This window comes from Streptomyces sp. NPDC047525 (assembly GCF_040643025.1).
Lineage (GTDB): Bacteria > Actinomycetota > Actinomycetes > Streptomycetales > Streptomycetaceae > Streptomyces > Streptomyces durmitorensis.
The window spans coordinates 714,491-734,365 of sequence record NZ_JBEYTL010000001.1; the positions used below are offsets into that span (position 1 = coordinate 714,491).

General features: G+C 71.0%; 22 protein-coding genes. 9 read left to right on the forward strand and 13 right to left on the reverse strand.

The window, feature by feature from the left end; translation table 11 throughout:
- Nucleotides 1-40: 40 nt before the first annotated feature.
- From ABZ833_RS03380 to ABZ833_RS03390, 3 genes are all read right to left on the reverse strand, one after another.
- Complete coding sequence (locus tag ABZ833_RS03380) at nt 41-1,438, reverse strand: MFS transporter (RefSeq protein ID WP_361040369.1); 1,398 nt, start codon at nt 1,436-1,438, stop codon at nt 41-43.
- On the reverse strand, nt 1,435-1,878 hold the full coding sequence (locus ABZ833_RS03385; protein ID WP_361040372.1) for a MarR family transcriptional regulator: 444 nt from the start codon (nt 1,876-1,878) through the stop codon (nt 1,435-1,437). Before ABZ833_RS03385 ends, ABZ833_RS03380 begins: the two co-directional genes overlap by 4 nt.
- Before the next feature lie 145 nt (nt 1,879-2,023).
- Nucleotides 2,024-3,250, reverse strand: a complete 1,227-nt coding sequence (locus ABZ833_RS03390) for an acyl-CoA dehydrogenase family protein (protein WP_249585947.1) — start codon at nt 3,248-3,250, stop codon at nt 2,024-2,026.
- A gap of 167 nt (nt 3,251-3,417) precedes the next feature.
- On the opposite strand from ABZ833_RS03390, the gene ABZ833_RS03395 reads away from it, so the two are divergent.
- Nucleotides 3,418-4,065 carry a TetR family transcriptional regulator gene (locus ABZ833_RS03395; protein WP_361040374.1) on the forward strand — a complete coding sequence of 216 codons (648 nt, stop codon included), beginning with the start codon at nt 3,418-3,420 and terminating at the stop codon, nt 4,063-4,065.
- 21 nt (nt 4,066-4,086) lie between these two features.
- On the opposite strand, the gene def is transcribed toward ABZ833_RS03395, so the two are convergent.
- Nucleotides 4,087-4,626 carry a peptide deformylase gene (def, locus tag ABZ833_RS03400; protein ID WP_361040377.1) on the reverse strand — a complete coding sequence of 180 codons (540 nt, stop codon included), beginning with the start codon at nt 4,624-4,626 and terminating at the stop codon, nt 4,087-4,089.
- Nucleotides 4,627-4,768: 142 nt separating this feature from the next.
- Between def and ABZ833_RS03405 the strand changes: the two genes are divergently transcribed.
- From ABZ833_RS03405 to ABZ833_RS03425, 5 genes are all read left to right on the forward strand, one after another.
- Entirely contained in the window at nt 4,769-6,007 is a 1,239-nt protein-coding gene (locus tag ABZ833_RS03405) for a MurT ligase domain-containing protein (RefSeq protein ID WP_344519320.1), read from the forward strand.
- A 40-nt stretch (nt 6,008-6,047) separates the two neighbouring features.
- Nucleotides 6,048-6,776 carry a glutamine amidotransferase gene (locus ABZ833_RS03410; RefSeq protein WP_361040380.1) on the forward strand — a complete coding sequence of 243 codons (729 nt, stop codon included), beginning with the start codon at nt 6,048-6,050 and terminating at the stop codon, nt 6,774-6,776.
- A gap of 143 nt (nt 6,777-6,919) precedes the next feature.
- On the forward strand, nt 6,920-7,945 hold the full coding sequence (locus ABZ833_RS03415; protein WP_361040382.1) for a 6-phosphofructokinase: 1,026 nt from the start codon (nt 6,920-6,922) through the stop codon (nt 7,943-7,945).
- A gap of 115 nt (nt 7,946-8,060) precedes the next feature.
- Entirely contained in the window at nt 8,061-9,011 is a 951-nt protein-coding gene (locus tag ABZ833_RS03420) for a cytochrome c oxidase assembly protein (RefSeq protein ID WP_361040384.1), read from the forward strand.
- Nucleotides 9,012-9,096: 85 nt separating this feature from the next.
- The gene (locus tag ABZ833_RS03425) at nt 9,097-9,258 is read left to right on the forward strand and encodes a hypothetical protein (protein WP_190078913.1); all 162 of its coding nucleotides are present in this window, start codon (nt 9,097-9,099) and stop codon (nt 9,256-9,258) included.
- Between the two features lie 57 nt (nt 9,259-9,315).
- On the opposite strand, the gene ABZ833_RS03430 is transcribed toward ABZ833_RS03425, so the two are convergent.
- Nucleotides 9,316-9,735: an SSI family serine proteinase inhibitor gene (locus ABZ833_RS03430; protein WP_361040386.1), complete on the reverse strand. Its 420-nt coding sequence runs from the start codon at nt 9,733-9,735 to the stop codon at nt 9,316-9,318.
- Between the two features lie 318 nt (nt 9,736-10,053).
- On the opposite strand from ABZ833_RS03430, the gene ABZ833_RS03435 reads away from it, so the two are divergent.
- Both ABZ833_RS03435 and ABZ833_RS03440 read left to right on the forward strand, forming a co-directional pair.
- Nucleotides 10,054-10,782 carry a lysophospholipid acyltransferase family protein gene (locus tag ABZ833_RS03435; RefSeq protein WP_361040388.1) on the forward strand — a complete coding sequence of 243 codons (729 nt, stop codon included), beginning with the start codon at nt 10,054-10,056 and terminating at the stop codon, nt 10,780-10,782.
- Between the two features lie 23 nt (nt 10,783-10,805).
- Complete coding sequence (locus ABZ833_RS03440; RefSeq protein WP_361040391.1) at nt 10,806-11,300, forward strand: YbaK/EbsC family protein; 495 nt, start codon at nt 10,806-10,808, stop codon at nt 11,298-11,300.
- A 75-nt stretch (nt 11,301-11,375) separates the two neighbouring features.
- Here ABZ833_RS03440 and ABZ833_RS03445 read toward each other — a convergent pair whose 3' ends face one another.
- From ABZ833_RS03445 to ABZ833_RS03480, 8 genes are all read right to left on the reverse strand, one after another.
- Entirely contained in the window at nt 11,376-12,980 is a 1,605-nt protein-coding gene (locus ABZ833_RS03445; RefSeq protein WP_361040394.1) for an alpha/beta hydrolase, read from the reverse strand.
- Nucleotides 12,981-13,131: 151 nt separating this feature from the next.
- Nucleotides 13,132-13,905 carry an urease accessory protein UreD gene (locus ABZ833_RS03450; protein WP_361040397.1) on the reverse strand — a complete coding sequence of 258 codons (774 nt, stop codon included), beginning with the start codon at nt 13,903-13,905 and terminating at the stop codon, nt 13,132-13,134.
- Nucleotides 13,902-14,585, reverse strand: coding sequence for an urease accessory protein UreG (ureG, locus tag ABZ833_RS03455; protein ID WP_361040400.1), 684 nt, complete (start codon nt 14,583-14,585; stop codon nt 13,902-13,904). Before ureG ends, ABZ833_RS03450 begins: the two co-directional genes overlap by 4 nt.
- A gap of 131 nt (nt 14,586-14,716) precedes the next feature.
- Nucleotides 14,717-15,391 (reverse strand): urease accessory UreF family protein, encoded by a 675-nt coding sequence (locus tag ABZ833_RS03460; RefSeq protein WP_361040402.1) that lies wholly within the window; start codon nt 15,389-15,391, stop codon nt 14,717-14,719.
- 11 nt (nt 15,392-15,402) lie between these two features.
- Nucleotides 15,403-17,124, reverse strand: a complete 1,722-nt coding sequence (locus ABZ833_RS03465) for an urease subunit alpha (protein ID WP_361040405.1) — start codon at nt 17,122-17,124, stop codon at nt 15,403-15,405.
- A complete protein-coding gene (locus tag ABZ833_RS03470) occupies nt 17,117-17,428 on the reverse strand; it encodes an urease subunit beta (RefSeq protein ID WP_361041332.1) in 312 nt (103 codons plus the stop codon). Before ABZ833_RS03470 ends, ABZ833_RS03465 begins: the two co-directional genes overlap by 8 nt.
- 32 nt (nt 17,429-17,460) lie before the next feature.
- On the reverse strand, nt 17,461-17,763 hold the full coding sequence (locus ABZ833_RS03475) for an urease subunit gamma (RefSeq protein ID WP_361040408.1): 303 nt from the start codon (nt 17,761-17,763) through the stop codon (nt 17,461-17,463).
- Between the two features lie 199 nt (nt 17,764-17,962).
- On the reverse strand, nt 17,963-18,583 hold the full coding sequence (locus ABZ833_RS03480) for a TetR/AcrR family transcriptional regulator (RefSeq protein WP_361040410.1): 621 nt from the start codon (nt 18,581-18,583) through the stop codon (nt 17,963-17,965).
- Between the two features lie 209 nt (nt 18,584-18,792).
- Here ABZ833_RS03480 and ABZ833_RS03485 point away from each other — a divergent pair, with 209 nt between their 5' ends.
- Nucleotides 18,793-19,803 carry an ABC transporter permease gene (locus ABZ833_RS03485; protein WP_361040412.1) on the forward strand — a complete coding sequence of 337 codons (1,011 nt, stop codon included), beginning with the start codon at nt 18,793-18,795 and terminating at the stop codon, nt 19,801-19,803.
- The last annotated feature ends 72 nt before the right edge of the window (nt 19,804-19,875 follow it).

Genomic DNA, 19,875 nt, shown 5'->3' on the forward strand with positions numbered 1-19,875 from the left:
CTTGCGTGGGTGGGGCCGGGAGTCGGGAGTGGGGAGTTGGTCAGGGGCGGGCGCGCAGGGCCCGGTCCGTGAAGGTCAGGGCGACCAGGGCGAGCGCGAGGACGGCGCCCACGGCGGCCATCAGGTGCAGTCCGGCGTCGTCGGCCCGCTGCCCGTAGGCGAGGCCGATCAGGCCGGACGCGGCGATGGCGCCGATGTACTGGGCCGTGCGCTGCAGCCCGGCGGCGGAGCCGATCGCGTCGGCCGGGGCGAAACTCTGCACGGCCGCTTGGTTGCTGGTGCCCATCAGGCCCTGCGGGATGCCGAAGCAGGCGCCGGCCAGGAGGAGCACCGCGAGCGGTGTGGTGCCCGAGGTGAAGAAGAGCAGCGCGCCGCCCACGACAAGGAGGACGGAGGCGATGCCCAGCGGCGCGCGGATGCCCTTCGTGCGGGCGCCGAGCAGCGAACAGGCCAGCGCGGCAAGGGACATGGGGAGCATGACGAGCCCGGTGTGGAGGGACGAGAGGCCGCGCGCCTCCTCCAGCCACTGGGTGAAGCCGTACATCACGCAGTACACGACGAGGTAGCTCAGGCCGTGCCGCAGATAGGTGCGGGCCAGGGCGTGGTTGCGGCCGAGCATGCGCAGGTCGATGAAGGGGTGCGGGTGGCGCAGCTGCCACCAGGTCAGCACGGCGGAGAGCGCCGCCACGGGGGCGAGCAGCCACCACAGGGGGTGCGCCAGGTCGAGCAGGAAGAAGACGAGGCAGGTCAGCGCCCCGGTGAAGAGCAGGGTGCCGAGCGGGTCGAGGCCGCCCGCCGCGCTCTTTCCCGCCCGTTGCCCGCGCGGCGGGTCCGCGGGTATCCAGCGCAGCGCCGCGCCGTACGCGAGGAGTGCGACGGGGACGTTGACGGCGAAGATGCCGCGCCATCCGGCGGTCGCGACGAGGAGCCCGCCGAGCGTCGGTCCGATGGCCGCGCTGCCGAGCGCGGCGAAGGAGAGCCTGCCGAGGACGGTGCGCGGGGTCGGGCTGCCGAGCCTGCGTGATTCGTCGCGCAGGACGGCCATGGCGGCGGGGTAGGCGGCGGAGGTGCCGATGCCCAGGAGCAGCCGGGAGACGAGCAGCCAGCCGAAGCCCGGGGCGAGCGTGCCGACGAGCCCGGAGGCGACGACGACCACGAGCCCGCCGAGGAAGACCCGGCGCGGCCCGATGGTGTCGGCGAGTTTGCCTAGCACCGGCTGGGAGACGGCGCTCGCGAGGTAGAGGACGGACACGAGCCAGACGGTGTCGGCGGCGCCGATCCCGAAGTCGTGCCCGATCGCCACCAGGGCGGTGGAGATCATCGTGGTGTTGAGCGGGTTGAGCAGCGAGCCGAGCAGGAGGGGCGCGGTGAGCCGTGCCCCGAAGGCGGGACGCCCGCCCGCCGCCGGGCGGGCCGGGGCGTCCTGCTCCGCCCTCACTTCTGCACCAACCGCTCCAACAGCACGATGGCATCGGCCAGTTGGCGGCGCTCCGCCGGGTCGAGTCCGTCGGCGAGGACCGTCGAGAGCCAGTCGTGCTTGGCGGCCCGCATCTCGGTGAGGGTGCGATGCCCCTGATCGGTCACGGAGACGACGGACTGCCGCCCGTCGTCGGGATCGGGGGCCCGCTCGACGAGCCCCATCTCCTCCAGGGCGCCCACGGTCAGCCGCATGGACTGGGGCCGGACGAGTTCCTCGCGGGCCAGGCTCGCGGTGGTGGCGGGGCCCGCGTGGTCGAGGCGGGCGAGCACGGAACGCTGCGTGGGGCTGAGTCCGGTCGCCGGTGTCACGCCGCGCAGGCGCCGCACGAGTCGCCGCACGACGTTCGACAGATCGGCGGCGATCCGCTCGGGATCCGTGTCGTCAGAGGGTGCGCTCATGTGCGCCACCGTACGAGATAGACAGGTTACCTTGCAAGTCTGCCTGTCCATCTCTCCCGAGGGCGGGAGCCGCCAGGGGCCGCACACGAGAACCGCCCCTGCCGCGGGAGCGACAGGGGCGGATGCTTCACGTACGGACCGCGCGTTAGCGGATCGGCATTCCCGACAACGTACGCGCGATCACCAGACGCTGGATCTCGCTCGTGCCCTCGAAGATCGTGTAGATGGCGGCGTCACGGTGCATGCGCTCCACCGGGTACTCACGCGTGAAGCCGTTGCCACCCAGGATCTGCACCGCCTGCGCGGTGACCTTCTTGGCGACCTCGCTCGCGTACAGCTTCGACATGGAGCCCTCGGCCGACTCGAACTTCTTGCCCGTGCTCGCCATCCACGAGGCGCGCCAGACGAGCAGACGGGCCGCGTCGATCTGCGTACGCATGTCGGCGAGCTGGAAGGCGATGCCCTGGTTGTCGATGATCGGGCGACCGAACTGCGTACGCGTCTTGGCGTACTCGAGGGCCTCCTCGTACGCGGCACGCGCCGTGCCCACGGCCATGGCGCCGACGGCCGGGCGGGACGCCTCGAAGGTGGCCATCGCCGCGTTCTTCACGCGCTCGCCGCCGGTCTTGGCGCGCTCACGGGCGCGGGCGAGGCGCTCGTCGAGCTTCTCCTTGCCGCCGAGCAGGCAGTGACCGGGAACGCGGACGTCCTCCAGGACGACCTCGGCGGTGTGCGAGGCGCGGATGCCGTGCTTCTTGAACTTCTGGCCCTGGGAGAGGCCGGGGGTGTTCGGCGGGACGATGAAGGAGGCGTGACCCTTGGAACCGAGCTCCGCGTCGACGACCGCGACGACGACGTGGACGTTGGCTATGCCGCCGTTGGTGGCCCAGGTCTTCGTGCCGTTGAGGACCCATTCGTCCTTGGCCGCGTCGTAGACGGCGCGGGTGCGCATCGCCGCCACGTCGGAGCCCGCGTCGGGCTCGGAGGAGCAGAAGGCGGCGACCTTGACGTCGTTCACGTCGCCGTACATCTGCGGGATCCAGGTGCCGATCTGCTCTTCGGTGCCGTTGGCGAGGACGCCCACGGCGGCCAGGCCCGTGCCCATGATGGACAGGCCGATGCCCGCGTCACCCCAGAAGATCTCCTCGGTCGCCATCGGGATGCCGAGGCCGGTGGGGTCGAAGAACTGCTGGGCGTAGAAGTCCAGGGAGTAGATCCCCAGCTTCGAGGCCTCCTGGATGATCGGCCACGGGGTCTCCTCGCGCTCGTCCCACTCGGCGGCCGCCGGACGGATCACATCAGCGGCGAACCCGTGGAGCCAGTCCCGGACCTCCTTCTGTTCGTCGTTGAGCTCCATGGTGAACTCGGCCATGACCCCTCCAGGACCTGCGGTGAAGACGTACGTTACTTGCGGTAACTGGAGTCTGTTACCGGCCGGTAGCCGATGTCAACTCCCGGCCGCCCGTTCGATGGGCGCACCGCGCGGGGTGTTACGTTGCGCGTGCGGGGCGCAATCGCACGGGCGGGGAGAGAAACGCTATGGAGACCACCACACAGCAGACCGATCAGCAGCGGTCTGCCGAGCGCCGGCGGCGCGAGCTGCTCGAGGCCGCGGACCGGGTGGTGCTTCGTGACGGGCCCGGCGCCTCGATGAACGCCATCGCCGCCGAGGCGGGCATCACCAAGCCGATCCTCTACCGGCACTTCGGCGACAAGGGCGGACTGTACGCCGCGCTCGCCAAGCGGCACACCGACGCACTCCTCGAATCGCTGCGCGCCGCCCTGGACGCCCCGGCCGAGCGCAGGGAGCGGGTCGAGCAGACCCTTGACACCTACCTCGCGGCGATCGAGGCCCGCCCGCAGGTCTACCGCTTCCTCATGCACCCCTCGGACGGCTCCGCACCCGGTGAGGGCGGCTTCGACGTGGGGCTCCACTCCGCCCCCGTCCTTCGCCGCATGGGCGAGGAGCTCGCCCAGGTCATCGAGGAGCGGGTCGACCTCGGCCCCGGCAGCGCGCAGCTCGCGCGCGTGTGGGGCCACGGCATCGTCGGCATGATGCACGCGGCCGGCGACTGGTGGCTCGGCGAACGGCCGTGCCCGCGCGCGGAGTTGGTCAGCAGCCTGGCCGACCTGCTGTGGGGGCGGCTCGCCGCGGCGGGCAACCGCATCGGCGGCCCCGGCTTCTGAGGACCGGCGGGCCGCCGAAGGTCAGCCGTTCCAGGGCGCCTTGGCGGCGGCCCGCAGCACCCTGCGCCGCCGCCAGCCCGTGACGTGATCGGTGTACACGCCGCCCTCCAGGTGGTCGCACTCGTGCTGGAGGCAGCGCGCGAACCAGCCCGTGCCGTGCACCCGCACCGGCTCACCGAGCGCGTCGACCCCCTGCACCACGGCATGGTCGAAGCGCGGGGTGCTCGCTTCGAGGCCCGGCAGCGAGAGACAGCCCTCCGGGCCGCGCACGATGATGCCGTCCGCCTCCACCAGGCGCGGGTTCACCACGTACCCGAGGTGGCGCACATCGTCGTCGTCCGGGCAGTCGTACACGAAGACCCGCCGGTTCACGCCGATCTGGTTGGCCGCCAGGCCCACTCCCTGGGCGGCGTACATCGTGGCGTACATGTCCTCGATGAGCCGGGCCAGTTCGGGACCGAAGTCGGTGACCTCCTCACAGGCCTTGTGCAGCACGGGATCACCGAGCAGGGTCAGGGGTCGTACGCGCCCTGAGGCGCCCGGGATCGAGCCGCTTCGCATGGCCGCAAGGGTACGGTCCTTGGAAAGCCCCGGGGTCGGGGTGGTGCCGCGGTTCGGCCTTGACAATGGATCTCGATAGGCTGAGGTTCATCGCGTTGCCGGGGGCAGACGCGGCGCCGTACGCAAGGAGGATCCAGAACTGATGGCAGGCAACACGGACCCGCTGTCGCCGCGGGCCAAGCTGGCCGTGACGGCGGGCAAGGCGGCCGCGGCGGTGTCGCGCGCGGCGGGCCGCGGCAGCGGATCGGTGATCGGCGGCCGCGTTTCACTCAAGCTCGACCCCGACCTGCTCGGGCGTCTTGCCACGCACCTGGACGTGGTGCTCGTCTCCGCCACGAACGGCAAGACGACCACGACCCGGCTGCTCGCCGAGGCGCTGCGCGCCAGTGGGCCCGTGGTGTCGAACGCGCTTGGCGCGAACATGCCGGCGGGAATCACCTCGGCCCTCGCGGGCGGTTCGGACGCCAGGTTCGGCGTGATCGAGGTCGACGAGAAGTACCTCGCCGGTGTCGCCCGTGATGTGGAGCCGAAGGCGATCGCGCTGCTCAACCTCTCGCGCGACCAGCTGGACCGTGCCGCGGAGACCCGCATGATGGCGGAGAACTGGCGCGAGGGCCTGGCGGGATCCAAGGCGGTCGTGATCGCGAACGCGGACGACCCGCTGGTCGTCTGGGCGGCTTCCTCGTCGCCGAACGTGGTGTGGGTGGCCGCGGGCCAGGAGTGGAAGGACGACGCCTGGTCGTGCCCCTCCTGCGGCGGTGTGATGCAGCGCCCCGGGGACGACTGGTTCTGCGGCGAGTGCGGCTTCCGCCGCCCCGCGCCCAGCTGGGTGCTCTCCGGTGACCACGTCCTGGACCCGCACGGATCGGCCTGGCCGATCCATCTGCAGCTGCCGGGCCGGGCGAACAAGGCGAACGCGACCACGTCAGCCGCCGTCGCCGCCGTCTTCGGCGTGCCGCCGCAGGTCGCCCTGGAGCGGATGTACCAGGTGCAGGCCGTCGCGGGACGCTATGACGTCGTGCAGTTCCAGGGCCGCGACCTGCGGCTGCTGCTCGCGAAGAACCCCGCGGGCTGGCTCGAGACGTTCTCGCTGATCGACCCGCCGCCCACGCCGGTGGTGCTCTCCGTGAACGCCCGTGGCGCCGACGGCACCGACACCTCCTGGCTGTGGGACGTCGACTACACCCGCCTCGCCGGTCACCCGATCTTCGTGCTCGGCGACCGCAAGCTGGACCTCGCCGTGCGTCTTGAGGTCGCGGGCCTGGACTTCCGGGTCTGCGAGTCCCTCGACGAGGCCGTGCAGCTCGCGCCGCCCGGACGGATCGAGACGATCGCGAACTACACCGCGTTCCAGGACCTGCGCCGCCGCGTCGGCAACTGAGACCACCGGACCCTCTAGACCCTCGTAGGGACGAATGAGCATGAGCGACAACAGCCTGCGGCTGGTGTGGGTCTACCCCGACCTGCTCAGCACGTACGGAGACCAGGGCAACGCCCTGGTCGTGGAGCGCCGCGCCCACCAGCGCGGCCTCCAGGTCGAGCGCTACGACGTGCGCAGCGACCAGCCGGTGCCCACCTCCGGCGACATCTACCTGATCGGCGGCGGCGAGGACCGCCCGCAGCGCCTGGCGGCCGAGCGGCTTCGCCGCGACGGCGGTCTGCAGCGGGCCGTCGGCAACGGCGCGATCGTCTTCTCGGTGTGCGCGGGCTACCAGATCCTGGGCAACGAGTTCATCAACGACCTCGGCCAGCGCGAGCCGGGCCTCGGCCTGCTCGACGTGATCTCCACCCGCGGCGAGGGCGACCGGTGCGTCGGCGACGTCCTGGGCGACATCGACCCGCAGCTGGGCCTGCCCCCGCTGACCGGCTTCGAGAACCACCAGGGCATCACGCACATCGGCCCGTCCGCGCGCCCCTTCGCCCGCGTCACGCTGGGCCGGGGCAACGGCACGGGTGACGGCACCGAGGGCGCGTACAACGGCACCGTCTTCGGCACGTACATGCACGGCCCCGTCCTCGCCCGCAACCCGCTGATCGCGGACCTGCTCCTGAAGCTGGCCCTCGACGTGAACGCGCTGCCGCCGACGGACGACCGTTGGTACGAGGCGCTGCGCGCCGAGCGCATGAACGCGGCGCAGCAGCCCGCCTGAAGCCCGTGCCGCACAGGTGAGCGGCACAGTCCAGCAGTCGGACGCCCGATGCGGCCCCGCCCCCTCCCGCCTATAGGGTGGCGGGGTTCCAGCCGGACGACGTGGTCCGGACTTCGGCCCACGTTGCAAAGGTTTCCCGGGCTATGCGCATTGGTGTCCTCACCTCCGGCGGCGACTGCCCCGGTCTGAATGCCGTCATCCGTTCGGTCGTGCACCGCGCCGTCGTCGACCACGGCGACGAGGTCATCGGCTTCCACGACGGCTGGCGTGGTCTGCTCGAATGCGACTACCGCAAGCTCGACCTGGACGCGGTGGGCGGCATTCTGGCGCGTGGCGGAACGATTCTGGGCTCGTCCCGGGTCCAGCCCGCGCATCTGCGCGACGGCGTCGAGCGGGCCAAGGGCCACCTCGCCGACCTGGGCCTCGACGCGGTCATCCCGATCGGCGGCGAAGGCACCCTGAAGGCCGCCCGGCTCCTGTCGGACGCGGGTCTGCCGATCGTCGGGGTGCCCAAGACGATCGACAACGACATCGCGGTCACCGACGTCACCTTCGGCTTCGACACCGCGGTCGGCGTGGCGACCGAGGCCCTCGACCGCCTCAAGACGACCGCCGAGTCGCACCAGCGGGTCCTGATCGTCGAGGTCATGGGCCGGCACACCGGCTGGATCGCGCTGCACTCGGGCATGGCCGCGGGCGCGCACGCGATCGTCGTGCCGGAGCGTCCCTTCGACATCGAGGAACTGGCGCAGAAGGTCGGCGAACGGTTCTCGGCGGGCAAGAAGTTCGCGATCGTCGTGGCCGCCGAGGGCGCCAAGCCCCGTGAGGGCACGATGGAGTTCGACGAGGGCGCCAAGGACATGTACGGCCACGAGCGGTTCGCGGGCATCGCCACGCGGCTCTCCGGCGAGCTGGAGCAGCGCCTGGGCAAGGAAGCGCGCCCGGTGATCCTCGGGCACGTCCAGCGCGGCGGCACCCCCACCGCGTACGACCGTGTGCTCGCCACCCGCTTCGGCTGGCACGCCGTGGAGGCCGTGCACCGCGGCGAGTTCGGCAAGATGACGGCGCTGCGCGGCACGGACATCACGATGGTGCCGCTGGCCGAGGCCGTCGAGACGCTGAAGACGGTGCCGGAAGAGCGCTACGCCGAGGCGGAGTGCGTCCTCTAGAGACAGACTCTGTTTCACGGCTCAAGGAACGGCCCCCGGACGCGTCGGCGTCCGGGGGCCGTTCTAGTCTGGTGCGGACACACAGCGCACAACCGCACGAATCAGGAGCCAGTGGATGGATCACAGCGGGCACGGCATGAACATGGATCTGCCGCCGTTCACGCTGGGGCGCGGGCTCGAGCTCTCGGCCGACCCCTTCTTCCTGATCAGCTGCCTGGTGGCGCTCGCGCTCTACGGCTGGGGCGTGGTCCGGCTCGTACGGCGCGGTGACAAGTGGCCGGTCGGCCGCACCATCTCCTTCGTGGCGGGCGTCCTGACCATCCTGCTCGTGATGTGCACCAAGCTGAACGACTACGGCATGGTCATGTTCAGCGTGCACATGGTGCAGCACATGGTCATCAGCATGCTCTCGCCGATCCTGATCCTGATGGGCGCCCCCATCACCCTCGCGCTGCGCGCGCTGCCGGTCGCGGCCCGCGGCCACAAGGGCCCGCGCGAGTGGCTGCTGTGGATCCTGCAGAGCCGCTACATGCGGATCATCACGCACCCCGCGTTCACCATCCCGCTGTTCATCGCGAGCCTGTACGCGCTGTACTTCACGCCGATCTTCGACACCCTGATGGGGTCCAAGGCGGGCCACATCGGGATGATGGTGCACTTCCTCGCGGTCGGCCTCGTCTTCTTCTGGCCGATCATGGGCGTCGACCCGGGCCCGCACCGGCCCGGCTACATCATGCGGATGCTGGAGCTGTTCGCGGGCATGCCCTTCCACGCGTTCTTCGGCATCGCGCTGATGATGGCATCCGAGCCGATGGTGGGCACGTACAAGAACCCGCCCGCCTCCCTGGGCATCGACGCACTCGCCGATCAGACCGCCGCCGGCGGCATCGCCTGGGCGTTCAGCGAGGTGCCTTCGGTGCTCGTGCTGCTCGCGCTGCTCTTCCAGTGGTACCGCTCCGAACAGCGCCAGGCACGGCGTACGGACCGGGCCGCGGACCGTGACGGCGACAAGGAGCTGGAGGCGTACAACGCCTATCTGGCATCACTGGCCGCGCGCGGCCGCTAGCGGCAAAGGGTCTTCGCAGGCGAGGATGGTCTCAGGCCGCGGTCTTGGCGTCGAGGCGTCGGGGCTGCCGGGAGGAGGCAGGGCGATGCCTGATTCTACGAAGACGATGGGTGTATTCACCATCGGAGGCTTGGTCGCGGTGACCGCGTACACGGTCGCGCTCGGAAGCAACGGCTGGCTGTGGTTCGGCTGGGTCGTCATCGGGATGCTCACACTGGCGATGGTGCTTTCGCGCAGCACCCCCTGAGGGGCGCCGCGCGGGGACACCGGGGACCGCGTCGGGCCCGTCCGAGGCGAAAGCCTGTCAGAAGCGGAAGACGGCGCCCATCGCGTACCCCATCTCGCAGGCGTTGCCGTATGTCTTGTTCCAGCTGACCGGCTTGCCGCGGTGGACCCCCGTCGCGCTCACGGTGACCGGGGCGTACTGCTTGGTGCAGATCCCCGACTTCGCGGGCAGGGCGTCGAAGTCGCCGCGCGCCTTGTCGATCGCCGCGCAGGCCTTTGCCGCGTGCGGATGGTGTCCGGGCTGCCGGGTCACGCAGTCCAGCAGCACCCCGCGGACCCAGGCGTTGTCCTGACCGGTGACGGTGAGGAAGATGCCGCTCGACCGGGCGGGGGGAGCCGTCCCCTCGGCCGCGTGGGCGGGCGCGGCCGCGGCCAGGGAGATCAGCGCGACGGCGGTGGCCGCGACCGGGCGCAGGCGGGACGTGGGACGAGACCTCATGGGGACCTCCTGGGACGGTGACGTGCTGCGTCGGAGAGCTGCGTGGAGAGCTGCGTCGGACTGCGTCAAAGAGACGCCAGGCCACCCCCCGCACGCGCCGCCCGCCCGGTCGACACGCCGGGCGCTCACCCGTACGAGGCCGGAGCGGGGCCCGGATGGCGTCCTGTCCGCCGTTCCCGTCGGCCGAGGGACCGGGTCCACCCGGCTTCGCTCCCTTCTCCCTTAGGGATGTCGCACCTAAACTGACCGCTGCGCGAGGACCCGTGACCTGCGACGACGCAGCACCCAGGCCGGTCCACCTACGTCAAGGAGCAACGGGTGTTCTACTACCTGCTCAAGTACGTCGTCCTGGGGCCGCTGCTGCGGCTCATGTTCCGGCCGCGCATCGAGGGGCTCGAGCACATTCCGGAATCCGGCGCGGCGATCGTGGCGGGCAATCACCTCTCGTTCTCGGACCACTTCCTGATGCCCGCCATCATCAAGCGGCGGATCACCTTCCTGGCGAAGGCCGAGTACTTCACGGGCCCCGGCGTCAGAGGCCGTCTCACGGCCGCGTTCTTCCACAGCGCCGGGCAGATCCCGGTGGACCGCACCGGCAAGGAGGCGGGCCAGGCCGCGATCCGCGAGGGGCTCGGCGTGCTGCGCAAGGGGGAGCTGCTCGGCATCTATCCGGAGGGCACGCGCTCGCACGACGGCCGCCTCTACAAGGGGAAGGTCGGCGTCGCCGCGATGGCGCTCAAGGCGCAGGTGCCGGTGATCCCGTGCGCGATGATCGGCACGTTCGAGGCGCAGCCGCCGGGACAGAAGATGCCGAACTTCCAGAAGGTGTCCATCCGCTTCGGCGCACCGCTGGACTTCTCGCGCTACGCGGGCATGGAGAACGAGAAGGCGGTCCTGCGCGCGGTCACGGACGAGATCATGTACGCGATCCTCGGGCTCTCGGGGCAGGAGTACGTCGACAAGTACGCCGCTGTCGTGAAGGCGGAGGAGGCCGAGCGGGCCGCAGCCGCGAGCAGGCGGAAATTCCCCCGGATGCCGCTGAGTTGACGTCCTGACGTACGGTCCTGCACATGAGCGAACACAACCTGTACACCAAGCTGATCGGGCTGCTCGAGGAGCGGGGCGCGGCGTACCGCGTCATCGAGCACGAGGAAGAGGGCGCCACGGAGGCGGTGAGCGCGCTGCGGGGCAACACGCTCCAGCAGGCCGCCAAGTGCATCGTGGTGATGGTGAAGATCGGCAAGAAGACGAAGCGGTACGTCCTCGCGGTGGTGCCCGGCGACCGCCGCGTCGACCTGAACGCCGTCAAGCAGCTCCTGGGCGGCACGTACGCGGGGTTCGCCACGCAGGAGGCGGCCGAGCGGCTCGCGGGCAGCGTGAGCGGCACGATCCTGCCGTTCTCCTTCGACCCCGAGCTCGAACTGGTCGTGGATCCGGCGCTGCTCGCCCACGACGAGCTGTTCTTCAACGCGGCGCGCCTGGACCGTTCGCTGGCGCTGCGGACCGCGGACTACGAGGCGATCGCCGAGCCGCGCAGGGCCGCGATCGCGCAGGAGGCGGCATAGCGAAGGAGGCGGCATAGCGAAGGGGCGACCGGGAGGTCCCGGTCGCCCCTTGCTCGGCTGCCTAGCGGCAGGCCACTACGGCTTGGGCGTGGCGTGCGGCGCGCACGTCACGTCCTTGCTGTCCAGCTTGCCGGTCAGCAGGTAGGCCTCGACACGGTCGTTGAGGCACGGGTTGACCAGGTTCGTGATGCCGTGCGAGCCGGCGTCCTTCTCCGTGATCAGACGCGAGCCCTTGAACCGCTTGTGCAGCTCGACGGCGCCCTCGTAAGGGGTGGCCGCGTCGCGGGTCGACTGGGCGATCAGGACGGGCGGCAGGCCCTTGCCGGTCTTGACCTCGACCGGCTCGTGCTGCTTGCTCTTCCAGGTCGCGCAGGGCAGGTTCATCCAGGCGTTGGACCACGTCATGAACGGGTTGTCACGGTGGATGCGGGTGTTGTCGCGGTCCCACTTCTTCCAGCTGGTGGGCCACTTGGCGTCCGCGCACTCGACGGCCGTGTAGACGGCGTTGCCGTTCTCCGACGCGATGTTGCCCGCGGTGTCCGACAGGTCGGGGCTGGCTGCCTCGATCAGCGGCTTGGCGTCACCGGCGACGTACTTGCTGAAGTTCGTCGCGATCTCCACCCAGGCGGAGTCGTAGTACGGAGCGCTCTGGAAGTAGGCGATGAGCTCGGCGGGGCCGACCACTCCGCCCAGGGGCTCCTTCTTCGCGGCGGCGCGGAGCTTGTCCCAGTTCTTGGCGACCTTCCCCGCGGTGTCCCCGAGGTGGAAGGTGGCGTCGTACTTGGCGACCCACTTCATCCAGTCCTTGAGACGGATCTCGAAGGCGACGTCCTGGTCGAGGTTGGCCTCGTACCAGATCTTCTTCTTCGACGGGTTGACCACCGAGTCGACGACCATGCGGCGCACGTGCGACGGGAACAGCGTCCCGTAGACCGCGCCGAGGTAGGTGCCGTAGGAGACGCCGAGGAAGTTCAGCTTCTTCTCGCCGAGCGCGGCCCGGATGACGTCCAGGTCGCGTGCGGTGTTCGGCGTCGTCATGTGCGGCAGCATCTCGCCGCTGCGCTCGGCGCAGCCGTCCGCGTACTCGGCGGCCAGCTTGCGCTGGGCGCGCTTGTCCGCCTCGGAGTCCGGCACCGGGTCCAGCTTGGGGGCCTTGACGAACTCCTGCGGGTCCACGCAGGAGATGGGCGCCGAGTGACCGACACCGCGCGGCTCGAAGCCGACGAAGTCGTACGCCTTCGCCGTCTTCTCCCAGAGCGGTGCCTTGGTGACCACGCGGTTGGGGAAGCGGAGGCCGGAGGCGCCGGGGCCGCCCGGGTTGTAGAGAAGAGCGCCCTGGCGCTCCTTCTTCGTCCCGGTGCTGCCGATGCGGTCCACGGCGAGCTTGATCTTCTTGCCGTTGGGCTTGGCGTAGTCGAGCGGGACGGTGACCCAGCCGCACTTGATCGCCTTGTCCAGGCCCCAGTCGGCAGGGCATGCCTGCCAGTCGATGCCGGCCTTGGCGGCGCGCTGCGCCGCGAGCGCGACACCGCGTGCCTCGGCGCTGGTGCGCTGACGGGCGTCAGCGCTGCCGCCGCTCCGGCGGGCATCGGCATTGGCGACGGGCGCCAAGATCGCGCCCGCTATGAGCGAGCCCGTGATCAGCGTGCCGGCTGCGCCGAATGCTGTGGTGCGTCTCAACTGGTTCCTCCCCCTGTCGATTTACCTGTCGATTTTCGAACAGTAGGAGGATCCTGTCGGTCGGAGGGTTCAGTGCGACAGACGGAGCAGGGGTTTCTTTACCAATCCGATAGACGGTGCACGGAACTCCGCTGAGCGGTTATGCCCCTGTTCAGGTGAGAGTGCGCAATGCCTCGTCGAGGACGCGGCGCACCCGCAGCGCGTCGGGGGCGACGGCCGTGACGAGCACGGCGGGGCCGGCGAGCGGGGTGAGGGCGGCTGCTTCGCCGAGCAGTGCGGGCTCGGGCCGGTGCTGCTCGAATTGCGGTCGTACGACAACGAGTTGACCGATCGCGCGGTGCCCCGCGAGGACAGCGGGGCCGTCCCATCCGCCGGGCGCTCCGGGCCCGCAGGCGAGCTCCTGGTCGAGGAGGAGCCGGCCCGCGCGGCGCACCGTGAGGCGGCTGGTGAGGCGCCCCGGAGCTTCGCCCGTCCGCCCGAGCACCTGCTCCTCGCGCAGCACGAGGCTGGCGCTCCCGGCGAGCTCGGCCCGCGTGGTGACCCGCAGATCGCTGTCGCGCACGGAGATCAACTGCTCGGGCAGCCAGCACAGTTCCGCGTCGTCACCGACCGTGAGGCGCACGTCGTAGCGTGCCGCCTCCTTCGACTGCCCCGGCAGGGCGAGCGTGGCGGCGGCCGAACCGATCTGCAGCCGGGCCCCCTCGTGGGCGGCGGCCTCGACGGTGAGGTGATCGCCCCCGAGGGGGCCGCTCATCGCGCCGACGAGGGTGACCTGGGCGCCTGCTCCGGCCGCCCGGGTGCGGCGCGGGGCGAGCGGCCCCTCCCCGTCGAGCACGGGCAGGACGGTGCCGCCGCGCCCGTTGCCTCGCGCGGTGATACGGGCGATACCGCGCACCCCGGATGCCGCGACGGCGTGCACGGTCATGCGGACGCGGTCCAGGCGGCGTACTGGGCGCGCGCCCAGGCGGCGACGGGACCGACGCCCTCGTCCGACCTCAACGACTGGAAGACGACCGGGAGTTCGGCACGCTGGGCCTTGGCGTCCGCGGCCATGCCCGCGAGGTCGGAGCCGACGTACGGGGCGAGGTCGGTCTTGTTGACGACGAGCAGATCGGCGGTGGTGACACCGGGGCCGCCCTTGCGCGGGATGTCGTCGCCGCCCGCGACGTCGATGACGAAGATCTGCGCGTCGACGAGTCCCTTGGAGAAGGTGGCGGTGAGGTTGTCCCCGCCGGACTCGACGAGGATCAGGTCCAGCGGCCCGACCTCGTCCTCCAGGTCCTCGACGGCCTCCAGGTTGGCGGAGATGTCGTCGCGGATCGCGGTGTGCGGGCAGGCGCCGGTCTCCACGGCGGTGATCCGCTCGGGCGGCAGGACGGCCTCGCGCAGCAGGAACTCGGCGTCCTCGCGGGTGTAGATGTCGTTCGTGACGACGGCGAGGGACAGCTCGGCCCGCAGCTCCTTGCAGAGCGCGGCGACGGTGGCGGTCTTGCCGGATCCGACGGGCCCGCCGAGCCCGATCCGCAGCGCGCGGCGGCGGCCGTCGGGACGGTGGGCGTCGGCGCTCACGGCGGCGGATTCGTCGTGGGAGTGATCGAGGTGCATGGTGCGACTCCTATGGTTCAGCAGTTCCTCGGTGCTTCAGTGCTTCAGTGCTTCAGTTCTTTCGGCCCGGCGTGCAGCCTGCTCTGTGGCGGCTCGTGCGGGGTGCGGCTCGCGCGGGGCGGCGGGGCCCTCTACGAGGCGAACAGCCGCGCGGGCCAAGCAGCATGCGCCTCGGCCCCCACCTCGAGCAGCGGCGCGGACGCCGCGGGCAGCGCGTCGATCCCGTCGGTCAGCGCCTCCCGCGCCGCGTCCGCCGCGGCCCGGGCGACGAGGTCGAGCTCGGGTGCGAGCCGGGCCAGGACACCCGTCGCGTCGAAGGGGTCCAGGCTCAGCAACCGCACGGTCGCCGTCGCGGGCCCGCTGACGCACTCGTACGCGGAGCAGTACGCGGCGTCCTGTGCCCCCAGACCCGCCGCGCGGGCGGCGAGACCCAGCACGACCGGCTGGTGTGCCCCCTTGGGCCGGGCGGCGGCGAGCTGGTCCAGCGAGGGATCGGGCCACGCCGACCGCGCGGCCCGCATCATCTGCCGCCCGAGCCGCCGCCCGGCGACCCGCAGCGCGGCCGAGGGTGTCCGCGCGTCGGCGGCCTCGTCCAGCTCCAGCGGGTCGATGCCGAGCGCGGCGGCCGCGGCCAACGCGGCGGACACGAGGCCCGTGGTGTGCAGCCGCCCCCGGCAGAACTGCTCCAGGTCGGCTCCACCGGTGATGCGTCCCGCCTTGACGGCTTCCTCGGCCCCGCCGGAGTGCGCGTGCCCTCCGGCGGGAAAGCGGCCGTCGGCCAGGACGAGTAGTGCGGCACTGGACATGACGGCGCCCGTCAGAACAGGAAGTACCGCTGCGCGAGCGGCAGTTCGGCGGCGGGGGACGGCTCCACGAGCTCCCCGTCGATGGTGACGGCGAAGCTGTCGGGCGCGACCTCCACCCTGGGCAGGGCGTCGTTCTCGTACATGTCGGCCTTCGTGCGTCCGCGCGTCGAGCGGATCGCGGTGAACTCCTTGGCCAGGCCGAGCCGTTCGGGCAGCCCGTCGTCAAGCGCCGACTGCGTCACGAAGTTGAAGGAGTTGAGGCTCGGCGCGGTCCCGTGCGCTCCGAACATGGGGCGCGGAAGCACCGGTTGCGGCGTCGGGATGGAGGCGTTGGCGTCGCCCATCTGCGCGTAGGCGATCTGACCACCCTTGATGACCAGCTGGGGCTTCACGCCGAAGAACTTCGGGTCCCACAGCACCAGGTCGGCTAGCTTGCCGGTCTCGACGGAGCCGATCTCGTGGTCGACGCCCTGTGCGACCGCCGGGTTGATCGTGTACTTGGCGACATAGCGACGCGCGCGCCGGTTGTCTGCCCGGGTGTCCCCCGGCAGGTAGCCGCGCCGCCGCTTCATCACGTGCGCGGTCTGCCAGGTCCGCATGACGACCTCGCCGATGCGCCCCATGGCCTGCGAGTCCGACGACATGATCGAGATGGCGCCGAGGTCGTGCAGGATGTCCTCGGCCCCGATGGTGGTGGGCCGGATCCGCGACTCGGCGAAGGCGAGGTCCTCGGGGACCGCCGGGTTGAGGTGGTGGCAGACCATCAGCATGTCGAGGTGTTCCTCGATGGTGTTGACGGTGTGCGGCCGGGTCGGGTTGGTGGAGCTCGGCAGCATGTTGGGCAGGGACACCGCCGTGATCATGTCCGGGGCGTGCCCGCCGCCCGCGCCCTCGACGTGGAAGGCGTGCAGGGTGCGGCCCGCGACGGCGTCGAACGTGTCGCCGACGAAGCCCGCCTCATTGAGGGTGTCGGTGTGGACGGCGAGCTGGGCGCCCGTGTCCTCGCAGACGTTCAGGCACGCGTCGATGGTGGCGGGCGTCGCGCCCCAGTCCTCGTGGATCTTGAAGCTGACGGCTCCGGCCCGCAGTTGGGCGTGCATGGACTCGCTGGAGACCGTGTTGCCCTTGCCGAGGAAGCCGATGTTGACCGGGCTCGACTCCATCGCCGCGAACATCCGGGCCAGGTGCCACGATCCGGGGGTGATCGTGGTCGCCTTGCTGCCCTCGGCCGGTCCGGTGCCGCCCCCGATGAGGGTGGTGACGCCGGAGGCCAGCGCCTCGTCGACGATGGTCGGCGAGATGAAGTGGATGTGGGTGTCGATGCCGCCCGCGGTGAGGATCTTGCCGTTGCCCGCGAGGACTTCGGTCTCCGGGCCGATCACGAGGTCGGGGTGTACGCCGTCCATCGTGTCCGGGTTGCCGGACTTGCCGATGCCGGTGACGCGGCCGTCGCGGATGCCGATGTCGGCCTTGACGATGCCCCAGTGATCGATGATCACGGCGCCGGTGATGACGGTGTCGGGGGCGCCTTCGGCGCGCGTGGTGCGCGACTGGCCCATCGACTCCCGGATGACCTTGCCGCCGCCGAACACCGACTCGTCGCCGGAGAGTCCGGGGCCGCCGGAGCGGTCCTCCTCGATCTCGACGAGGAGGTCGGTGTCGGCAAGCCGGATCCGGTCACCGGTGGTGGGGCCGAACAGATCGGCGTATGCGGCGCGGGACAGTTCAGGCATCGAGGGCACCTCCGGTCTCGCCGCGCAGTCCGGGCACGATGCGCAGTCCGGCCAGGGGGACGAGTTCGACGTCGACGGGGATTCCGGGCTCGAAGCGCACGGCGGTGCCGGCGGCGATGTTGAGCCGCTTGCCGTGCGCGGCGGCACGGTCGAAGTCGAGGCCGGGGTTGGCCTCGGCGAAGTGGTAGTGGGAGCCGACCTGGACGGGGCGGTCGGCGGCGTTGAGGACGGTGAGGGCGGTGACCTCGCGGCCTACGTTGTAGGCGACGGGCTCGTCGGCGAAGAGGATCTCGCCGGGGATCACGGGCTGCGCGGGACTCATCTGGCCGGCCCCCGTCAGACGATCGGGTCGTGGACGGTGACGAGCTTGGTGCCGTCCGGGAAGGTGGCCTCGACCTGGACGTCGTGGATCATCTCGGGGATGCCGCTCATGACGTCGTCGCGTGTGAGCACCTTGCGCCCCGAGGACATGAGTTCGGCGACGGTGCGGCCGTCGCGGGCCCCTTCGAGGATGTGGGACGTGATGAGCGCGATCGACTCGGGGTGGTTGAGCAGCAGCCCCCGCGCCCTTCGCTTCTCGGCCACGTCCGCGGCCACATGGATGAGCAGTCTCTCCTGCTCGTGCGGGGTCAGTTGCACGCGTCCCACCTCACAGTCCTCGCTCCGGACCGTGCGGGGTCCGGCTGCCGCGGCCACCGCGACGGATATAGATGTAACACACAGACAGTGCGCTTGATCTTGCGCACCCCGGTTACGAAATCCCCTGGTGACGTGGCATCGCAGGCTAGTTGGGAGGAGTTTCAACGAGGTTAACCAGCGCTTGACCGCTCCATGACCTTCAGCTGGGCTTCCCCATACTCATCAGACCGCGCAGTCCGTCCTGCAGCGCCTCGACCGGAACCTCGTCGAACAGCGCGAGCTGCGCGGCGAATCCCTGAGCCGTGGCGACCATCACCCGCGCGACATGGTCGGCCGGGACGTCGTCACGCATCATGCCCGCCGCCTGATACCCCTCGACGATCTTCACCCAGGCCACCCGCACCTTGGCGTACCCCTGCTTCATCAGGGTGGCGAGCTCTTCGTTGCGGAGGGTCTCCGCCCACACCTGGACGATCAGACGCGGGAAGTACGGGGCCTCCCCCTCGCCGCCGCCCTGCTTCTGGGCGAGCACCTGGGTCAGCGCGCGGCCGACCAGCACGTCCGGCGGTGGCGGCGGGGTCTCCTGGGCGGCCGCCTCGAAGGTCGCCTGGAGCCATTCGAGTACCTCACCGACGATCGCCCCGATCAGCTCCTCCTTGCCCCGGAAGTAGCGGTAGACCGCCCCGGCGGAGAGGCCGACCTCCTTGAGCACGTCCTGCATCGAGGTGGCGTGGAAGCCATTGCGGGCGAAGCAGAGGGCGGCGCCGTCCATGATCTGGCGGCGGCGTGCGTCGAGATGCTCCTGGGATACGCGGGCCATACAGCCAAATTAAAACGAACATTCATTCTTGACAAGAGACGCGCCCGGAAGCACAGTGTGGGCATCCCGTAAAACGAACGATCCTTCTCTTTAATCTCCGACGCTTCACCCCTTCGCCCACTCACCCCTTCGCCCACTCAGCCCTTGGTCCACTCAGCCCTTCGACCCTCAGCCCCTCAGCCTTCGAACCTCCAGAAGGAGCTCAGCCCATGTCCACGTCGGTCGCCACACCGCCTCCGCAGGGCCGCCGCATGGCGGCGGTGGCCATCCTGGTCTCCGCGCTCGTGGCCCTCGCCCTGTGGGCCTTCGCCTGGCCCGCCGCGAGGACCGCCCCCCGCGATCTGCCGCTCGGCGTCGCGGGACCCGCCGCCGCGACGGCGCCTCTCCAGTCCCAACTGGAGCAGCACAAGGGAGCGTTCGAGATCCATCGGTACGCCGACGAGGCCGCGGCCCGCGACGCCATCGAGGACCGGGCCGTGTACGGAGCCGTCGTCGTCACGCCGCAAGGAACGAAACTGCTGACCGCGACCGCGGCGAGCCCGGTGGTCGCCCAGCTCCTGGAGCAGGCGGTGGCCGGTCAGGCCCCGGAGGGGGCCAAGGTGACCACCACCGATGTGGTGGCAGCGCCCGCCGACGACCCCCGGGGCTCCGCTCTCGGGGCGAGCGTGCTGCCGCTGGCGATCGCGGGTGTCGCGGCCGGTGCGGTCGTGACGATGCTCGGCCTGCGGGGCATCCGCGCGGTGGCCTCCCTCGTCCTGGCCGCCGCGCTGGTCGGCGTGGTCGCCGCCGCCGTGACGCACAGCTGGCTGGGCGTGCTGACGGGCAACTGGTGGGCGGAAGCAGGGGTGTTGGGGCTCTCGACGCTCGCGGTGGGAGCCACCGTGGCCGGGTGCGCCGCGCTCCTCGGCCCCGCGGGCATCGGGGTCGGCGCGCTGACCATGGTGCTGCTCGGCAACCCCTTCTCCGGAGTGACGTCCGCGCCTCGGCTGCTGCCCGAACCGGTCGGATTCATCGGCCAGTTGCTGCCGCCCGGCGCCGGCGGCACCCTGCTGCGCTCGGTCTCCTTCTTCGACGGCGCGCGCATCACGGGCCCCCTCGTCACCCTCGCCGTCTGGGCCCTGCTCGGCCTGACCGCCGTACTGCTCGGCGCGCTCCGGCGCCCCGCCGCCGCGGCACGTGACGAGGTACCGGCGGCGCGGGAAACGGTGCAGGTCGCCTGACCCGGCAGCCCACAGAGACAGCCGTACGCCTCCGCTGTAGCGGACGGGGGCGTACGGCCCTTTCCGCGCTCG